Below are 16769 nucleotides of genomic sequence, written 5' to 3' on the forward strand. Positions count from 1 at the left end.
GCTCGCGGTGCTGATCTCCGCCGCGATCATCCTGACCACGGGCTGGCAGCCCGCCGCCGGAACCCGATGGGTTCCGGGGCCTTCGCGCATGCCCGCTCAGATCTCGTACGTACGTCCCGGCGCCGCCAGTTCCACCGGGCCGTCGTACACCGCGCGCGCGTCCGCGAGGTTCACCTGCGGGTCGGTCCACGGCGGGATGTGCGTGAGGACGAGCTTGCGGGCGCGGGCGCGCTGCGCCGCCTCCCCCGCCTCTCGGCCGTTGAGGTGCAGCGCCGGGATGTTCTCCTTGCCGTGCGTGAACGCGGCCTCGCACAGGAACAGGTCGCTGTCCTCCGCCAGTTCGTCCAGCGCGGCGCACGGCCCGGTGTCCCCGGAGTACGTCAGGGCGCGCCCGCCGTGCTCGATCCGGATCGCGTACGACTCCACGGGGTGGCACACCTTCTCCATGCGGACGGAGAACGGCCCGATCTCGTACGAGCCCGGCTTCACGGTGTGGAAGTCGAAGACCTCGCTGAACGCGGAGGCCGAGGGCGTGTCGGCGTGCGCGGTGGTCAGGCGCTGCTCGGTGCCCTCGGGTCCGTAGACGGGCATGGGCTCGCAACGGCCGCCGTCGTGGCGGTAGTAGCGCACGACGAAGTACGCGCACATGTCGATGCAGTGGTCCGCGTGCAGGTGGGAGAGGAAGATCGCGTCGAGGTCGTAGAGACCGACGTGGCGCTGCAACTCGCCGAGGGCGCCATTGCCCATGTCGAGAAGCAGCCGGTAGCCGTCGGCCTCGACGAGGTAGCTCGAGCAGGCCGAATCCGCGGACGGGAACGACCCCGAGCAGCCGACGACGGTGAGCTTCATAAGAGCCTTCAACCTCCGCGCTGGCGGTCGGAAATGCGGGGTGGAGCCATGGGCCGTCAGGCCGGGGCCTGTGCCGGGGCAGGCCCGAGGGGGTCAGTCGAGCGTAAGGCGCAAAAGGGCGGGTGGCTCCTCCGTCACGGGCTGTTGTGGGCGAACTCACCTGTGCTGTCACCGGTTCGGAGGGCTTTCGGCCCGCTTACGGGCCGCTTACGGGCCGCGGGAGCACCCCGCGGGTCCCACCGGTACCGTCATGCCTATGGACACGTCCTGGTGGCTCGCGCTCGCTGCCGTCGTACTGCTCGCGCTCGTCGCGACGCTGGTCGACGGGTGGGGGCGCGGCTCCCGGCTCCGTCGCCGGGATCGGCATGTGCCGCGTGACGCGCACGCGCGGGGGCCCGAGCCGGGTGACATCTGGTGGGCCCTTGTGCCGTACGAGGACGGGCCCGGTGGGAAGGACCGGCCGTGTCTGGTGCTGTCCGTACGACGGGGCGTGGCGACCGTCGCGAAGATCACCAGTCGGTATCACGACGAGCGGCCGGGTGTGATCGCGTTGCCGCCGGGGTCCGTGGGGGATGCGCACGGGCGGGCGAGTTTCCTGGAGACGGATGAGCTTCGCTCGGTGCCGGTGGGGGATTTTCGGCGTCCGGCCGGGGTGATCGATCCGGGGTTGTGGGACCAGGTGCGGCACCTGGGCCGTTAAAAGCCCCTCCGGCGATTGAGGAGCGGGGTCCGGGGCGGAGCCCCGCGTCCTCAACCACGGAAAGGCGGAAACAGTGGGCTACGCCCACAACTGGCCGTGCAGGACCTCGATCGCTTCTTCCGTTGTCGCGGCCGTGTAGACGCCCGTCGACAGGTACTTCCAGCCGCCGTCGGCGACGACGAACACGATGTCGGCGGACTCGCCCGCCTTCAGCGCCTTCTTGCCCACGCCGATCGCCGCGTGCAGCGCCGCCCCCGTGGAGACGCCCGCGAAGATGCCCTCCTGCTGGAGGAGGTCGCGCGTGCGGGTCACCGCGTCGGCCGAGCCGACCGAGAAGCGGGTGGTCAGGACGGACGCGTCGTACAGCTCCGGGACGAAGCCCTCGTCCAGGTTGCGCAGGCCGTAGACGAGGTCGTCGTAGCGCGGCTCGGCCGCGACGATCTTGACGTCGGGCTTGTGCTCGCGCAGGTACCGGCCGACGCCCATGAGCGTGCCGGTGGTGCCGAGACCCGCCACGAAGTGTGTGACGGACGGGAGGTCGGTGAGGACCTCCGGGCCGGTCGTGGCGTAGTGCGCGCCCGCGTTGTCCGGGTTGCCGTACTGGTAGAGCATCACCCAGTCCGGGTGCTGCTCGGCCAGCTCCTTGGCGATGCGGACCGCCGTGTTGGAGCCGCCCGCGGCCGGCGAGGGGATGATCTCGGCGCCCCACATGGCGAGCAGGTCGCGGCGCTCCTGCGAGGTGTTCTCCGGCATGACGCAGACGATGTCGTAGCCCTTGAGGCGGGCGGCCATCGCGAGCGAGATGCCGGTGTTGCCGGAGGTGGGTTCGAGGATGGTGCAGCCAGGGGTGAGCCGGCCGTCCTTCTCGGCCTGCTCGATCATGTGGAGCGCGGGGCGGTCCTTGATCGAGCCGGTCGGGTTGCGGTCCTCCAGCTTCGCCCAGATCCGTACGTCGTCGGAGAGCGAGAGCCGCGGCAGGCGCACCAGGGGGGTGTTGCCCACCGCGGCCAGCGGGCTGTCGTAGCGCATGAGCCCGCTCAGCGCATTCCGCCGGCCACGGCCGGCAGGATCGTGATGCTGTCGCCGTCGGTGAGCTTGGTGCTGATGCCGTCGAGGAAGCGGACGTCCTCGTCGTTCAGGTAGACGTTCACGAAGCGGCGCAGCTGGCCGTTGTCCACGATGCGGTCGGCGATGCCCTCGTGCCGGGTGTTCAGGTCGGCGAAGAGTTCGCTGAGGTTGTCCCCGGCGCCTTCGACGGCCTTCGCGCCGTCGGTGTAGGTGCGGAGGATGGTCGGGATGCGGACCTCGATGGCCATGCTGGGCTCCTGTCGGGAGTCGGAAGTCGTGTGGGTGAGCGCGCCGGGGCGCGGGCGGTTCCGGTCAGGTGCGTGGGTGGCGGGAGCTGCGGGTCCTCGAGGGGTGCCCGGCGGTCCGGCTCAGCGCGGACAGATGGCGCTGGCGAGGCGGCACAGGTCGACGTGCAGCCGCGCCACGAGCAGCATGCCCGGCGTCTTTTCGCTCACGTCGTGGGAAACCATGGGCTCATCGTATCGATTCCCGGTCCGGATCCCGGAATGTGATCTCACCATGCGGTCGAAATGCGTCCGGTGGATGAGAACTCCGAGGTCGGGGTCGTCTCTCGGGCGGGGTTCGGGGCCGTCTTTCAGGCGGTGATCTCGACTTCTTCCTCGGTGATCTCGCCCTCGACGATGCGGTACGAGCGGAACTGGAAGGGGCCCGCGTCGTCGGCGTCGGCGGTGGAGACCAGCACGTAGTGGGCGTGCGGCTCGTTCGCGTACGTGACGTCGGTGCGCGAGGGGTACGCCTCGGTGGCCGTGTGCGAGTGGTAGATGACCACCGGCTCCTCGTCGCGGTCGTCCATCTCCCGGTAGAGCTTCAGCAGGTCACCGGAGTCGAACTCGTAGAACGTGGGCGAGCGGGCGGCGTTCAGCATCGGGATGAAGCGCTCGGGGCGGCCCTCACCGACCGGGCCGGCGATGACGCCGCATGCTTCGTCGGGGTGGTCCTTGCGGGCGTGCTCGACGATCTGGTCGACGAGGGTCTGGGAAATCTTCAGCATGCGGCCAGGATAAGCAGAGGGCCGCCGCATACCGGATCCCGGTATGCGGCGGCCCAATGGGTGAGACGAGAGCGTCAGGTGCGCTTCGCGAAGGCGGCGCTCTGCGGGTTGCGCTTCTTCAGGAAGAAGTACGCGACACCGAGGATCGCGGCCCAGACCGGGGCCGCGTACAGGGAGACGCGCGCGTCCGGGTCGATGCCCATCAGGACGATGACCATGAAGATGAACGCGAGCGCGAGGCCGCTGACCCAGATGCCCCAGGGCGCGCGGAACTCGGACTTCGGGAGCTCGCCGCGGTCGGACTTGAGGCGGTAGCGGATCTGGCAGATCAGGATGATGATCCAGGCCCACATGCCGGAGATGGTGGCGAAGGAGACGACGTAGTTGAACGCCTCGCCGGGCCACTGGTAGTTGATCCAGACGCCGACCAGCATCATCGCGGCGGAGAACGTGGTGCCGATGACGGGCAGACCGTTCTTGCTGAGCTTCGTGAAGAAGTTCGGGCCCTGGCCGTTCTGCGCGAGGTCGCGCAGCATGCGGCCGGTGGAGTACATGCCCGAGTTGCAGGAGGACAGCGCGGCGGTCAGCACGACGAAGTTGACGATGGCGGCGCCGACGCCCAGGCCCATCTTGTCGAAGGCGTGCACGAACGGGCTCTCGCCGGCCTTGAAGGACGTCCACGGCACGACCGAGAGGATCATGATCAGAGCGCCGACGTAGAAGACGGCGATGCGCCACGGCACGGTGTTGATGGCCTTCGGCAGGACCTTCTTGGCGTCCTTGGCCTCGCCCGCGGTGACACCGACGAGCTCGACCGCGAGGAACGCGAACATCACCATCTGCAGGGTCATCAGCGTCGAGCCGATGCCGTTCTCACCGGCGAAGAAGCCGCCGACGTCCCACAGGTGGGTGAGGGAGGCGGTGTCACCGGCGTCGGAGAATCCGATGGTGAGGATGCCGGCGCAGATCAGGATCATGCCGATGATGGCGGTGACCTTGACGGTGGAGAACCAGAACTCCAGCTCACCGAAGAGCTTCACAGAGATCAGGTTGGCGCCGTAGAGAATGACGGTGAAGACGAGTGCGGACGCCCATTGCGGGATGTCCCACCAGAACGTCATATACGTGGCCGCCGCGGTGACCTCGGTCATTCCGGTGATGACCCAGAAGAGCCAGTACGTCCAGCCGGTGGCGAAGCCCGCGAAGGGGCCGATGAACTCGCGCGCGTACTCCGAGAAGGAGCCGGACACGGGGCGGTACATGAGGAGCTCGCCGAGAGCCCGCATGATGACGAAGATGACCACGCCGGCGACCGCGTACGCCAGGATCAGGCTGGGCCCCGCCTTGGAGATGCCCTTGCCCGCGCCGAGAAAGAGGCCGGTCCCGATGGCGCCGCCGATGGCGATCATCTGGATCTGCCGGGCCCCGAGTCCCCGCTTGTAACCCTCGTCGGTCTCGGCCTGCGCGGCCTCATTGCCGTCGTGCTGCTCGTCGACCTGCACTGAGGTCATTTGTGCGCCTTTCTCCATGCCGATCCGTGCCGTACTCGGCTCGGATCGACTGTGACGATCCTTTGGGGTCTGGGCCCCTGGATGGATGGAGCTTTGTGCCTACCGGCGGTCGGCCGGTCGGGGCGCCCTCTGACAGGACAGGGGTGGCGTCCGTCAGGTGGTCGTGAAGATTTATCACGGCGTTCTTCGGGGTCGGCCGAGGCGCGTGTGGCGCATGCCACTGGAAGAACAGGACAAAACAAATCACCGCTCCGCAATGTGGGTGGGTGCGGTGACGGGATCGTTATACGGATTTGAGGGCCCGCTGAGCGAACAGCACAACCTGACCGGCCGTCGGTTCGTCAGGGCCCCGACGTCAGGCCGTCAGGGTCTCGACGAGGGTCTCCTGGAGCCCGCCGAGCCACAGGTACGCCATCACCATCGGCTTGCGCGCGTCGTCGTCCGGGAGCCGGTAGAGGAGGTCCGTGTCCTCCTCGTCCGTGATGTCGAGGCGGGTGCCGATCGCGAGGCGCAGATCGTTGAGCGCGCGCATCCACTGGACGGACTCGGCCTGCGAGAGCTTGAGGACCGCTCCCCCGTCGCCCGCCGGGCTGAGCAGGTCGAGCGTGCGGATCACGGCGAGGGCGTCCTCGCGCTTGCCGGCCCGCAGATCGTTCTCGGTGAAGCGGCGGAACTCCGAGGAATGGGCGCGCAGTTCGTCGGCGTCCTCGGCGCTTTCGCCCTCGGCGCCCGGGCCGCCGTACGCGTCGGGGAAGAGGCGGCGCAGGACCGCGTCGGAGGGCGGTTCGCTCGGCCCCTCGGCGAAGAGTTCCGCGAGCGGGTCCTCGCTCACCTCGCCGCCGGGTCCGGGACCGACCAGCTCGAGGAGCTGCACCGCGAGCGAGCGGATGATGGAGATCTCGACGTCGTCGAGGGCGACGGCCGCGCCGCCGCCGGGGATCGGTTCGAAATGTCCTGGCATCGGGATGCTGCTACTTCCGATCCTGTTGAAGCGTGGCCCACAGCCCGTATCCGTGCATCGCCTGCACGTCGCGTTCCATCTCCTCGCGGCTGCCCGCGGAGACGACGGCCCGGCCCTTCTGGTGCACGTCCATCATCAGTTTGGTGGCCTTGTCCTTGGAGTACCCGAAGTACGACTGGAAGACGTACGTCACGTAACTCATGAGGTTCACCGGATCGTTGTGGACGAGCGTGATCCAGGGGACGTCCGGCTCGGGGACGACGGACACGTCCTCCGTCGTCTCGGGCCTTTCGATCTCAAGGGGTGCTGGAGCCGTCACAGGGCCCATGCTGCCACCACCACCCGCCCCACGCACAAACGGACCAGAAATCGTCACCTTGACGTTAATCGGGGGTAGCATCCCTCGTATGAACACAGCGGACCTGGGCCTGCCGGTGGACGTTCCGTCGACGGCGCTCTTCACCGACCACTATGAGCTGACGATGCTGCAGGCGGCGCTGCACGCGGGCACCGCCGACCGGCACTCGGTCTTCGAGGTATTCACCCGGCGCCTGCCCGAGGGGCGCCGCTACGGCGTCGTCGCGGGCACCGGGCGCGTCCTGGACGCCGTCGAGAACTTCCGCTTCGACGCGGCCATGCTCGACTTCCTGCGCGAGCGCGACGTCGTCGACGAGCCGACGCTCCGGTGGCTCGCGGACTACCGGTTCTCCGGCGACATCTGGGGCTACCCCGAGGGCGAGGTCTACTTCCCCGGCTCCCCCGTGCTGCGCGTCGAGGGCTCCTTCGCCGAGTGCGTGCTCCTGGAGACGGTGATCCTCTCGATCCTCAACCACGACTCGGCGATCGCCGCGGCCGCGTCCCGGATGTCCTCGGCCGCCGGCGAGCGGCCGCTGATCGAGATGGGCGCGCGCCGCACGCACGAGCTGGCCGCCGTGGCCGCCTCGCGCGCCGCGTACGTGGGCGGGTTCGCGACGACCTCCGACCTGGCGGCGGGGTTCCGGTACGGGATCCCGACCGTCGGCACCAGCGCGCACGCCTTCACGCTGATCCACGACACCGAGCGGGACGCCTTCCGGGCCCAGGTCGACTCCCTGGGCAAGGGGACGACGCTGCTCGTGGACACGTACGACGTGCAGGAGGCGGTCGCGCTGGCCGTCGAGATCGCGGGGCCGGAGCTGGGCGCCGTCCGGATCGACTCCGGTGACCTGCTGCTCGTCGCACACCGGGTGCGCCAGCAGCTGGACGAGCTGGGCGCCGAGAACACCAGGATCGTCGTCACCTCCGACCTCGACGAGTACGCCATCGCCTCGCTCGCCGCCTCGCCCGTGGACGCGTACGGGGTGGGTACGCAGCTGGTGACCGGGTCCGGGCATCCCACCTGCTCCATGGTCTACAAGCTGGTCGCGCGCGCGGAGTCCGCCGACCCGGAGGCGCCCCTGGTAGCCGTGGCGAAGAAGTCGGCGGGCGGGAAGACGTCGGTCGGCGGCCGCAAGTGGGCCGCGCGCCGGCCGGACGCGGACGGGGTCGCGGAGGCCGAGGTCATCGGCACGGGGGCCGTCCCGGCGGAGCTGGCCGACCGGCAGCTCCTCGTCGAGCTGGTCAAGGGCGGCGAGGTGCTGTCCCGCGAGCCGCTCGACGCGGTGCGCGAGCGGCACATCGCGGCGCGCGATCTGCTGCCGCTGTCGGCCACGCAGCTGTCGCGGGGCGAGCCGGTGATTCCGACCGAGTACGTCTAGGACTCGTCCAGGGCCTGTCGTCCTCTGAGCGCCCCCCCATGCCCTCTCCCGCAACGCACTTGAAGCTTCTACGCTCGTAGTCTCCAAGCAGAAGGACAGCAATCATGCGTCGCGCCCTGATCGTCGTGGATGTGCAGAACGACTTCTGCGAGGGCGGCAGCCTCGCGGTGGCGGGGGGTGCCGATGTCGCTGCCGCGATCACCGATCTTGTCGGGCAGGCCGGCGGCGGGGGCTACCAGCACGTCGTCGCCACGCGTGACCATCACATCGACCCCGGTGAGCACTTCTCGGAGGCGCCGGACTTCGTGCACAGCTGGCCGCGGCACTGTGTCGCGGGGACGGAGGGGGTGGGGTTCCATCCGAACTTCGCCCCCGCGGTCGCCTCCGGCGCGATCGATGCCGTGTTCGACAAGGGGGCGTACTCGGCCGCCTACAGCGGGTTCGAGGGGGCGGACGAGAACGGGGTGCCGTTGGCGGAGTGGCTGCGTCGGCGGGAGGTGTCCGAGGTGGATGTGGTCGGGATCGCGACGGATCACTGCGTTCGGGCCACTGCCGTGGATGCGGTGCGAGAGGGGTTCCGTACGAAGGTGCTGCTCGACCTCACGGCCGGGGTTGCGGCCTCCTCCACGGAGGCGGCACTCGACGAGCTGCGCTCGGCCGGCGTGGAACTCACAGGCAAGCCCGTCGTCGCTTGACACCACGGGGCTCCGCCCCGGACCCCGCGGGCTCTCGTCACAAGAGCGGGGCTATTTATAGCCCCTGCGGCGATTGAGCAGGCCCGCCCGGCAGGGCTGCTTACAGCCCCTGCGGCGATTGAGCAGGCCCGTCCGGCAGGACTTTCGGGAAGGGGTGGGGTGGGGGATTGATCAGGCGCCTGCCGCGCTGACCCTTCCCGGGAGGAGCGCGCGTATCGGGTGCCAGAGCTCGCCCGAGCGGGCGTCCGGCGCCGTGCGCCAGATGAGGCCGTCGGGGTGGTGGAGGACGGCGGTTATCTCGTCCGGGGTCGGCGGGTGCGCGTTGCCGCGGAGGTAGACCGCACGCAGCCCCAGATTGCGCAGACGGGTCAGGGCCCGGGGCCGGTTCGCGGCGTGCACCAGAACCCGCACAGCACCGTCGGCGGAGCCGGGCGCGGGCAGCGTCAGAGCGACCACCACGGTGCCTCCCGGCAGCTTGCAGAACCCTCCTGCGGACATGACTGTCACACCCCCGTGAGACGTAGTGTCAATAAGGAACTCACAGGACGCACCTAAACACGACCGGCCGCGACCCCGCTAGAGGGTCGCGGCCGATACGTTTCTGACCTGCGGGTTTACCGTTCTACTTGCCCGAGGGGCCCACCTTGATCGTCATCGAGGAGCCGTCCCGCGGCTGCTTCACGACGCTGATCTTGGTGTTGGTGTCAGTTGTGCGCACGCTCCCCGTGGGGTTCTCCTCGTACCAGTACGTGCCCTTGTGATCGTCGAAGACCGGCGTTCCCGACTGCGCCGGGATCTTGGTCTCGACGCCCAGCTTGTGGAGCTTCATACCGGGGACCGGGTAGTGGCCGAAGGCGGCGTCGTACGGCGTGATCTTGTTGGTGATCAACTTGCCGTCGGACCACTTCAGCGGCTTCGCGTGCGCGTCGACCGGCAGGATCAGCCCCTTGCCGGGGTGCTGGCCGACGTTGTTGTTGCGCTGCGAGGTGTCCCACTGCCAGATCATGAGGCCGGGCCGGTACGCGTAGTGCTCGACCCAGTTCTGCTTGGCCCCGCCGTCGCGCCAGCCGAAGTTGTACGGGCCGACCTCGAGGGTCTTGTCGTACGAGACGTACTGGCGGTTCTCGGCGATGTAGAACTGCGGGTAGTCGCCGGAGATGGACGCGCCCACGCGGGAGAAGCCCCGTGCGGTCCAACCAGCCTGCTCCGTCTCGGCGTTGTCGGTGAAGAGGTCCGCGCCGTCCGCCTTGACCGTGAAGTTGTCGAAGGCGAAGCCCATTTGAGCCACTCCCCCGTCGGTCTTGTAGCGGAAGCGGACGTCGACCTTCTGGCCGGCGTACTCGTCCAGCGGGTAACTCAGGTGCTGGAACTTGCCGTTGGTGCCCGTGAGCGCCGGCTTGTCGCCGCCGTCGCGCGGGATCGGCTGCCCGTCGGCGGTGCCGTCGACGGTCTTCCAGCTCGCGCCCGCGTCGGTGGACACCTGTGTGTAGAGGTAGTCGTAGTCCTTCTCGATGTCGTACCAGCCGTCGAGTTCGAGGGACCCGGTCTTCTTGCCGGTCAGGTCGACCGTGCGCGACAGCGTGTTGTCCAGGTCGTCGCCGTAGTCCGACCACCACTGCTGCGCACCCTCGGTGGGCTTCACGATGTCCGTGGTGACGTTCTTCTTCGGCAGTTCGACGACGAGCGCCTGCTTGAGCTTGGTGTTGTACTCCGAGACACCCAGCTTGTGCGTCGATTTGGTGGCGGCCTTCGCCTTGTCGTAGTTCAGCCAGCCGAGCTGGAGCTTGTCCCAGGCCGTCATGTCGCCCGGCATGTCGCCGATCGACTCCTTGCCGGTGCCGAGCCAGGACCCCGCCGACATCAGCGACCAGAAGCCGACCGAGTTCTCGCCGGTGTACGTCGTGTCGTACAGGTCGGGCAGGCCCAGGTCGTGGCCGTACTCGTGGGCGAAGACGCCGAGGCCGCCGTTCTCCGGCTGCATCGTGTAGTCGCCGACCCAGATGCCGGTGTCGCCGATCGGGGTGCCGCCCGCCTTGAAGCCGGACGGACCCTTCTCGCCGTCGTCGCGGGAGTAGGCGTAACCGCGGTGCGCCCAGAGGGAGTCGCCGCCCTGCGCGCCGCCGCCCGCCGAGCCGTCCTCGCCCGCGTGCACGATCTGGAAGTGGTCGATGTAGCCGTCGGGCTCGTTGAAGTCGCCGTCGTTGTCGTGGTCCGTGCGGTCCCACTGGTCGTACTGGGCCATGTCGACCTTGATGTCGGCGTCCGACTTGCCGGCCGCCTTCTGCTGCGCGACCCAGGCGTTGACGCCGTCGCGGACCAGGTCCTCGACGTTCGGGCAGTTGTCGGCGCCGCAGTAGTTGGAGCCGTAACGGGCCTCGTTCCAGTCGACCTTGACCCAGTCGGAGACCTCGCCCTCGACCGAGTAGCGGCCCGAGGAGGTCTTCTCGTAATAGGTCTTGAGGGACTCGGCGCCGTTGCCGGAGGCCGGCCTGCCCGAGGCCGTCTTGCCCGAAGCCGTCTTGCCGTCGCCGAAGTAGAGGTCCTTGAAGTGCTGGGAGTTGTAGTCCTTCTGCCAGGCCGTGCTGTTGTCCTTGGCACGGTCCGGCTCGGCTATCTGGTTGTGCAGCGGGCCTGGCGTGCCACCGTACTTGGGCTTCAGCTCGTCGGTGTCGTCGTCCGCGCGGTCCACCAGGGTGGTGTTGTCGACCTTGTCGCCGAACTCGGCCAGGATCGTGAAGATCTTGTCCGTGCGCTCGCGGCCCAGCTCGACGTACTTGCCCTTCGACAGCTCCACGACCTTGGAGCCGTGCTTCTCCTGGACCTTCGACGAGCCCTGGAGGACCTGCTGCAGCGCGGCCTGCCGCTGCTTCTCCTGCTGCTTGCTGAACGGGCCGTCGAAGACGTGCCCCTTCCCCCCGTACGTCTTTCCGTCGGAAGTCGCGCTTGTCGCGGCCGGGGTGTCGGCCTGGGCGGTGGTCGCCGCGAGCGAGCCCGTGGCCGCGGTGGCGGCGAGGGTCGCGAGCACGGCGACCGATCTCAACGCCCGTCTCTTGATGGTCACTTGAGTGGTCCCCTCCTCCGTGGCGTGTGCGCCACGCGTCACAAGTGACGCTATTTGAGCGGAAGTAGAGGAGAAATAACAGACCTTGACTGAGGCGATCGTTCTGCACTATGCAGAGCGCCCGGTTCGAAATACGGACGCGCCGACCGTGTCCGTTTTCATGAGCAACAGGCGCGCCTTGCCGTCCACTTGGCGGACTCGGTGACTCCGTGCGCCCCCCATGCTCCGGCAGCAGTGCTTAGGGCATGCTTACCGGGTGCTCTGCTCGGGCACAGGTCCGAATAGTCCCCCGATGTCACGAGGACGGATCTCACCATGCCTCGCCCGACTGTCGCTCAGCTGGCCTATGGATCGGCCACCGTCGTCTGCTCCACCATCGCCATGGTTCTGCTGTCCCGGACGGAATCGGGGCCCGGCGTGCCCGTCATCGCCGTCTCCGCCCTCATCCTGGGCCTGTTCGTGGCGATGTCGGTGCCGACCCGCAAGCGGGAGCCCTCCGCGGGGGCGGCCGCCGCGGACGAGCGGGTACCGGCGCAGCGCCTCAGCACGACGGTGCCCTCCCCTTCCCCCTCGGCCTCGACCGAGGCCTCGCGCGCACGCGAACCGGCGGGCCCGTGAGGCACGGACCCGCCGGTTCATCGGTGCGGTGTTCGGTCAGGTGGCGGTGACCACCACGGTCTTCGCCGCCTTGTCGTGCAGTCCCTGCTTGTAGGGCTTGTCGAAGAAGCTCCAGCCGCCGCAGATCGCCGTCCAGATGCAGGCACAGCAGAACACGGCCGGCAGCCACAGGACGGCCGCGCGCAGCAGGTTGGTCTGCATGCTGGGTGTCGCGCCGTCGCCCAGGTTGGCGACGCGCAGCTTCAGCCACTTCTTGCCGAGCGTCTGCCCGGTCTTCGCCGTCATGATCGTGTCGTAGCCGATGTAGAGAATGGCCCCGATCAGTGACTGGCCGAACCGCTTGCCGGTGCTCATGTCGTCGGTGTCGATGTTGTACTGACCGACCCCGAAGAGCCAGGACAGCAGGGCCACGACGATCGCGATGAGGATGATGTCGATGATCCGCGCGAGGACGCGCTTGCCGCTCTCGGCCAGCGGCGGCATCCCCGCGAGCGGGTCGGCGGCGCCGTAGCCACCACCGTAGGGATCACCGCCGTACGGGGGCGGGGAGCCGCCTCCGTTCGGTGGCGGTGGCGGTGGTGGGGGCGCCGAGTCGTAGGGGTTCTGGGGGCTGCCGTACGGCGAGCCGCCGCCCTGGTCGGTCGGCGGCGGCTTGCGGAACGGGTCGTCGTCCGGCGGCTGGCCGGACCCGGGTGGCGGTTCGGTGCTCATGGCCCGAGTGGAACGCGAACCCGCCCGCGCTGCACGTGGCGGGCCGCCGTCCGGATGACGGACCCCGGCCGTCAGTCCGCCGCCACGAACGTTCCCGCCACCTTGTCGTGCAGGCACTGGCGCCACGGGCGGTCGAAGGCGCCCCACAGGACGCCGAGGACGCCCACGACGAGGACGCCGGGCACGCTGTAGGCGAGCCAGCGCTTGAGGGCCGAGACGAACGTCGGGGCCTCGTGCTCCCCCATGTCACGGACCGTCAGGCCGAGCAGCTTCTTGCCGAGGGTCTGGCCCCACTTCGACGTCGGCAGCGCCTCGTAGAGCGTGCCGACCACGAGCAGCACCGCGAGGATGATGCCGAAGTACGTGCCCGTCGTGCCGTCGAGCAGCCAGACCGTGACCTGGTGGCCGGAGGCCTTCGCCTCGTCGATCTTGCCGTTGATGTGGTCGGCGGCCTTGGTGCCGAGCGGCACAGCGACGGCCGCGGTGACCGCGCCGACGACGACCGAGTCGATGAGCCGGGCCGCGAGCCGCTTGCCGAGCCCGGCCGGGCGGGCCGCCGCCGCGGCCTGCGCCGCGGCGAGGAACGGGTCGCTGGCCACCGGCTTGAACGGGGCCACCGGGCCGCTCGGATCGGCTGCGGGCACGGGCGCCTGGGCCTGTCCCTGTCCCTGGCCCGCCAGTTGGTGCACCTGTTGCGGCCACGAAGGGGAGCCGCCGCCGGGCCCCTGCGTCATGGGGCTCTGGAGGTGGGCCTGTGCCTGGGGCGGCTGCTGCTGTTGCGGCTGCTGGGGCTGGTGCTGCTGCGGCTGCTGTTGCGGGACGTTCGGCTGTGCCGGGGCGGCAGGGGGCTGCGGGGCGGGCTGCGGGTTCAGTCCCGCGCGGGACTGCGCCTGGGACTGCCCCGGCGCGGCGGACCCGCCCTGGCCGCCGTCCTGCTTCGGCAGCGTCCGGAACGCCATCGTGCCGTCGGCGGGGGCCGGCTGCCCGGCTCCCGGCTGCTGCATGGCGCGGAGCTTGACCGTGCCGTCCGTGCGCTCCGGCGGCGCGGACGGCTCCGGAGCGGGCTGCTCGGGGTTCTCTGCGCCCGGGGCGGAGCCCCAGGAGACCCGGTGGGCCTGCTCGTCGCGGAAGCCCGCCTGCCGGGCGGTGTTGGCCTGCCAGGCGGACGCGGGCTCGGGCGCCGCGGGCACGCCGTGATCGTGCCCGTGGTCCGAGGGCCCCATCTCCGTACGCACGGAGGGCTCCTCGTCGAGGAAGACGGGTCCTGTCTCCTCCGCGGGAGGGGGCTCGGACGCCGAGGTGGGGGCGGGGGCGGAGCCCGCTCCGGCCGGGGCCGGGAGGGATTGCCCGTCGGAGGGGGCGGGGCGGCTGGTGCCGGGAACCCACGCAGCCCCGTTCCAGTACCGGACATATCCGGGAATGGACGGATCGGGGTAGTAGCCTTCGCGGGGCCTGTCGTCGCCGGGGGCCGGGGTTGGCGCACTCATGTCCGTCGTCCCGTATCTGCTCGGGGGTCTTGTTGTGGGTTCCACATCTATCAGACCGCCGCGCCCGCCCGTGCCGCTCCGCCGTTACGGACCACTATCCGGGGAACTTGGGGCCCGCGCCGGAACACCGGAAAAATTCTTCGCCGAACTCGCGTAATGCTCCCGCCGGATCGTGCTCTCACCTTCCAACGGGCCCGCTCCGGACCCGTACGACGGAGAGGAAGCGCACGACATGCACACCGTGGTGGAACGCGAACTGGAACTGAAGCTCGTTCTCTCGCCGGAGCGGAGCATCCCCGTCCCGGCCCGACTGACCTACCGCACCGACGACCCCTACGCCGTCCACGTCACGTTCCACATCGGCTCGCATCACCCGGTGAACTGGACGTTCGCCCGCGAGCTGCTCGTGGAGGGCGTGTTCCGGCCGTGCGGGCACGGGGACGTGCGGGTGTGGCCGACGAAGGTCGACGGGCGCAGCGTGGTGCTGGTGGCGCTGAGTTCGCCGGACGGGGACGCGCTGCTGGAGATGCCGACCGCACAGGTCTCGGCCTGGCTGGAGCGGACGCTGCGGGCGGTGCCGCCCGGCACGGAGGCGGATCAGCTCGGCATCGACGATGCCCTGGCCGCTCTGCTGGCCACGGCCCCGGCCACCGACGACCTGTACCTGCGCGACCCGTGGCCGGGCGACGAGTCGTCCTCCGAGGACCTGTGAGGGCGCGCGGCCGGGGCCGCGCCCTCCACTGTCAGAACAGCTTGCCGGGGTTGAGCAGGGCCTGCGGGTCGAAGGCCGCCTTCACCGCCTGCTGCATCTCGACGCCCACCGGGCCCAGCTCGCGGGCGAGCCACTCCTTCTTGAGTACGCCGACGCCGTGTTCGCCGGTGATGGTGCCGCCGAGTTCGAGGCCGAGTGCCATGATCTCGTCGAAGGACTCGCGGGCGCGGCGGCCCTCGTCGGCGTCCTGCGCGTCGAAGCAGACGGTGGGGTGCGTGTTGCCGTCGCCCGCGTGCGCACAGACGCCGATGGTGAGGTTGTACTTCTCCGCGATCCGCTCGACGCCTTCGAGCAGCTCGCCGAGCCTGGAGCGCGGCACGCACACGTCGTCGATCATCGTGGTGCCCTTGACCGCTTCGAGGGCGGTGAGCGACAACCGCCGCGCCTGGAGCAGCAGTTCGGACTCCGCGGCGTCCTCGGCGGGCACGACCTGGGTGGCGCCCGCGGCCTCGCACAGCGCGCCGACGGCTTCCAGATCCTTTACGGGTTCCGGGGTGTCGAAGGCGGCGAGGAGCAGCGCCTCCGTGGTCTCCGGCAGGCCCATGTTGGCCATGTCGTTGACGGCCTTCACCGTCGTACGGTCCATGAGTTCGAGCAGCGACGGCACGTGCCCGCCCTCCATGATCCGGCAGACCGCGTCGCAGGCGGCCTCCGCCGAGGCGAACTCGGCTGCCAGCACGAGCTGTTGGGGCGGCTGCGGCTTGAGCGCGAGCGTCGCCTTCACGACGATACCGAGGCTGCCCTCGGAGCCGACGAAGAGCCGCGTCAGGTCGTAGCCGGCGACGCCCTTGGCGGTGCGCCTGCCGGTCTGGAGCAGTCGGCCGTCGGCGAGGACGACGTCGAGCCCGAGCACGTACTCCGCCGTCACCCCGTACTTCACGCAGCACAGGCCGCCGGAGGCCGTGCCGATGTTGCCGCCGATGGTGCACATTTCCCAGCTGGAGGGGTCCGGCGGGTAGTAGAGCCCGTGCTCGTTGACCTTGCGGGAGAGCGTGGCGTTGATGACACCCGGTTCGACGACGGCGATCCGGTCGACCGGGTTGATCTCCAGGATGCGGTCCATCTTGACGAGCGAGAGGACGATGCAGCCCTCGCTCGCGTTCGCCCCGCCCGACAGGCCCGTGCGGGCGCCCTGCGGGACGACCGGGACGCGCAGCGCGGTCGCCGTGCGCATCACGTGCTGTACCTCTTCGACGGTGCGCGGCAGGACGACGACGGCGGGGGTGCCGGCGTCGCAGAAGCTGGCCATGTCGTGGGCGTAGGAGGTGGTGACGTCGGCGTCGACGATGATGGCTTCCGCGGGCAGGCCCGTGCGGAGCTCTTCCATGAGGGTGCGGCTCATGATCACACCCTCGCACTCCGTGCCGAGCGTGTGAACCCCCAAGCCTGTGGCTGCCGTGAGCCCGGACTCTGCGGCTCTCTTGAGCCCGGACTCTGCGGCTCCCTTGAGCCCGGTGCGGCATATCAAGCCCCTGCGGCGATTGAGCAGCGGGGTATGGGGCAGCGCCCCAATCTTTTGAGCCCCTGCGGCGATTGAGCAGGCGGTGCCGGGGTTGACGACTCGGGGCTCTGCCCCGGACCCCGCTGC

General features: G+C 69.6%; 18 protein-coding genes. 5 read left to right on the top strand and 13 right to left on the bottom strand.

Annotated elements, in window-relative coordinates; genetic code table 11:
* Nucleotides 1-96: 96 nt before the first annotated feature.
* On the bottom strand, nt 97-849 hold the full coding sequence (locus tag ABT004_RS32260; RefSeq protein ID WP_351343869.1) for an MBL fold metallo-hydrolase: 753 nt from the start codon (nt 847-849) through the stop codon (nt 97-99).
* A gap of 256 nt (nt 850-1105) precedes the next feature.
* Here ABT004_RS32260 and ABT004_RS32265 point away from each other — a divergent pair, with 256 nt between their 5' ends.
* On the top strand, nt 1106-1549 hold the full coding sequence (locus ABT004_RS32265; RefSeq protein ID WP_351343872.1) for a type II toxin-antitoxin system PemK/MazF family toxin: 444 nt from the start codon (nt 1106-1108) through the stop codon (nt 1547-1549).
* A gap of 78 nt (nt 1550-1627) precedes the next feature.
* Here the strand turns inward: ABT004_RS32265 and ABT004_RS32270 are convergent, their stop codons facing one another.
* From ABT004_RS32270 to clpS, 7 genes are all read right to left on the bottom strand, one after another.
* A complete protein-coding gene (locus ABT004_RS32270) occupies nt 1628-2578 on the bottom strand; it encodes a PLP-dependent cysteine synthase family protein (protein WP_351343875.1) in 951 nt (316 codons plus the stop codon).
* 8 nt (nt 2579-2586) lie between these two features.
* Nucleotides 2587-2865: a MoaD/ThiS family protein gene (locus ABT004_RS32275; protein ID WP_351343878.1), complete on the bottom strand. Its 279-nt coding sequence runs from the start codon at nt 2863-2865 to the stop codon at nt 2587-2589.
* Between the two features lie 120 nt (nt 2866-2985).
* A complete protein-coding gene (locus ABT004_RS32280; protein WP_323179532.1) occupies nt 2986-3087 on the bottom strand; it encodes a putative leader peptide in 102 nt (33 codons plus the stop codon).
* Nucleotides 3088-3212: 125 nt separating this feature from the next.
* Entirely contained in the window at nt 3213-3629 is a 417-nt protein-coding gene (locus ABT004_RS32285) for a M67 family metallopeptidase (protein WP_351343882.1), read from the bottom strand.
* Nucleotides 3630-3703: 74 nt separating this feature from the next.
* Nucleotides 3704-5140: an amino acid permease gene (locus ABT004_RS32290; RefSeq protein WP_351343885.1), complete on the bottom strand. Its 1437-nt coding sequence runs from the start codon at nt 5138-5140 to the stop codon at nt 3704-3706.
* Nucleotides 5141-5495: 355 nt separating this feature from the next.
* Nucleotides 5496-6101, bottom strand: coding sequence for a DUF2017 domain-containing protein (locus ABT004_RS32295; RefSeq protein WP_351343888.1), 606 nt, complete (start codon nt 6099-6101; stop codon nt 5496-5498).
* A gap of 10 nt (nt 6102-6111) precedes the next feature.
* Nucleotides 6112-6429: an ATP-dependent Clp protease adapter ClpS gene (gene clpS, locus ABT004_RS32300; RefSeq protein WP_351343891.1), complete on the bottom strand. Its 318-nt coding sequence runs from the start codon at nt 6427-6429 to the stop codon at nt 6112-6114.
* A gap of 79 nt (nt 6430-6508) precedes the next feature.
* Here clpS and ABT004_RS32305 point away from each other — a divergent pair, with 79 nt between their 5' ends.
* Both ABT004_RS32305 and ABT004_RS32310 read left to right on the top strand, forming a co-directional pair.
* Complete coding sequence (locus ABT004_RS32305; RefSeq protein ID WP_351343893.1) at nt 6509-7837, top strand: nicotinate phosphoribosyltransferase; 1329 nt, start codon at nt 6509-6511, stop codon at nt 7835-7837.
* Nucleotides 7838-7941: 104 nt separating this feature from the next.
* Nucleotides 7942-8532: an isochorismatase family protein gene (locus ABT004_RS32310; RefSeq protein ID WP_351343895.1), complete on the top strand. Its 591-nt coding sequence runs from the start codon at nt 7942-7944 to the stop codon at nt 8530-8532.
* Between the two features lie 171 nt (nt 8533-8703).
* Here the strand turns inward: ABT004_RS32310 and ABT004_RS32315 are convergent, their stop codons facing one another.
* A complete protein-coding gene (locus ABT004_RS32315) occupies nt 8704-9030 on the bottom strand; it encodes a hypothetical protein (protein ID WP_351343898.1) in 327 nt (108 codons plus the stop codon).
* Between the two features lie 124 nt (nt 9031-9154).
* Entirely contained in the window at nt 9155-11593 is a 2439-nt protein-coding gene (locus ABT004_RS32320; protein ID WP_351343901.1) for an immune inhibitor A domain-containing protein, read from the bottom strand.
* Between the two features lie 315 nt (nt 11594-11908).
* Here ABT004_RS32320 and ABT004_RS32325 point away from each other — a divergent pair, with 315 nt between their 5' ends.
* The gene (locus tag ABT004_RS32325; protein WP_351343904.1) at nt 11909-12211 is read left to right on the top strand and encodes a hypothetical protein; all 303 of its coding nucleotides are present in this window, start codon (nt 11909-11911) and stop codon (nt 12209-12211) included.
* A gap of 36 nt (nt 12212-12247) precedes the next feature.
* Here the strand turns inward: ABT004_RS32325 and ABT004_RS32330 are convergent, their stop codons facing one another.
* Entirely contained in the window at nt 12248-12922 is a 675-nt protein-coding gene (locus ABT004_RS32330) for an RDD family protein (protein WP_351343907.1), read from the bottom strand.
* A 71-nt stretch (nt 12923-12993) separates the two neighbouring features.
* Entirely contained in the window at nt 12994-14409 is a 1416-nt protein-coding gene (locus ABT004_RS32335; RefSeq protein ID WP_351343910.1) for an RDD family protein, read from the bottom strand.
* Nucleotides 14410-14641: 232 nt separating this feature from the next.
* Between ABT004_RS32335 and ABT004_RS32340 the strand changes: the two genes are divergently transcribed.
* Nucleotides 14642-15121 carry an SsgA family sporulation/cell division regulator gene (locus ABT004_RS32340; RefSeq protein WP_351343913.1) on the top strand — a complete coding sequence of 160 codons (480 nt, stop codon included), beginning with the start codon at nt 14642-14644 and terminating at the stop codon, nt 15119-15121.
* 31 nt (nt 15122-15152) lie between these two features.
* On the opposite strand, the gene ABT004_RS32345 is transcribed toward ABT004_RS32340, so the two are convergent.
* Nucleotides 15153-16523, bottom strand: a complete 1371-nt coding sequence (locus tag ABT004_RS32345; RefSeq protein ID WP_351343916.1) for an FAD-binding oxidoreductase — start codon at nt 16521-16523, stop codon at nt 15153-15155.
* Nucleotides 16524-16769 lie beyond the last annotated feature (246 nt).

It is taken from the genome of Streptomyces sp. NPDC002790 (assembly GCF_040295505.1).
Classification (GTDB): Bacteria; Actinomycetota; Actinomycetes; order Streptomycetales; family Streptomycetaceae; genus Streptomyces.

Excerpts from the sequence above, each read along its gene's own strand:
- ABT004_RS32290 (WP_351343885.1), bottom strand. The coding sequence starts at position 5,140 with ATGACCTCAGTGCAGGTCGACGAGCAGCACGACGGCAATGAGGCCGCG.
- ABT004_RS32325 (WP_351343904.1), top strand. The coding sequence starts at position 11,909 with ATGCCTCGCCCGACTGTCGCTCAGCTGGCCTATGGATCGGCCACCGTC.
- ABT004_RS32310 (WP_351343895.1), top strand. The coding sequence starts at position 7,942 with ATGCGTCGCGCCCTGATCGTCGTGGATGTGCAGAACGACTTCTGCGAG.
- ABT004_RS32265 (WP_351343872.1), top strand. The coding sequence starts at position 1,106 with ATGGACACGTCCTGGTGGCTCGCGCTCGCTGCCGTCGTACTGCTCGCG.
- ABT004_RS32270 (WP_351343875.1), bottom strand. The coding sequence starts at position 2,578 with ATGCGCTACGACAGCCCGCTGGCCGCGGTGGGCAACACCCCCCTGGTG.
- ABT004_RS32285 (WP_351343882.1), bottom strand. The coding sequence starts at position 3,629 with ATGCTGAAGATTTCCCAGACCCTCGTCGACCAGATCGTCGAGCACGCC.
- ABT004_RS32295 (WP_351343888.1), bottom strand. The coding sequence starts at position 6,101 with ATGCCAGGACATTTCGAACCGATCCCCGGCGGCGGCGCGGCCGTCGCC.
- ABT004_RS32340 (WP_351343913.1), top strand. The coding sequence starts at position 14,642 with ATGCACACCGTGGTGGAACGCGAACTGGAACTGAAGCTCGTTCTCTCG.
- ABT004_RS32330 (WP_351343907.1), bottom strand. The coding sequence starts at position 12,922 with ATGAGCACCGAACCGCCACCCGGGTCCGGCCAGCCGCCGGACGACGAC.
- ABT004_RS32275 (WP_351343878.1), bottom strand. The coding sequence starts at position 2,865 with ATGGCCATCGAGGTCCGCATCCCGACCATCCTCCGCACCTACACCGAC.
- ABT004_RS32280 (WP_323179532.1), bottom strand. The coding sequence starts at position 3,087 with ATGGTTTCCCACGACGTGAGCGAAAAGACGCCGGGCATGCTGCTCGTG.
- ABT004_RS32305 (WP_351343893.1), top strand. The coding sequence starts at position 6,509 with ATGAACACAGCGGACCTGGGCCTGCCGGTGGACGTTCCGTCGACGGCG.
- ABT004_RS32260 (WP_351343869.1), bottom strand. The coding sequence starts at position 849 with ATGAAGCTCACCGTCGTCGGCTGCTCGGGGTCGTTCCCGTCCGCGGAT.
- ABT004_RS32335 (WP_351343910.1), bottom strand. The coding sequence starts at position 14,409 with ATGAGTGCGCCAACCCCGGCCCCCGGCGACGACAGGCCCCGCGAAGGC.
- clpS (WP_351343891.1), bottom strand. The coding sequence starts at position 6,429 with ATGGGCCCTGTGACGGCTCCAGCACCCCTTGAGATCGAAAGGCCCGAG.
- ABT004_RS32345 (WP_351343916.1), bottom strand. The coding sequence starts at position 16,523 with ATGAGCCGCACCCTCATGGAAGAGCTCCGCACGGGCCTGCCCGCGGAA.
- ABT004_RS32315 (WP_351343898.1), bottom strand. The coding sequence starts at position 9,030 with ATGTCCGCAGGAGGGTTCTGCAAGCTGCCGGGAGGCACCGTGGTGGTC.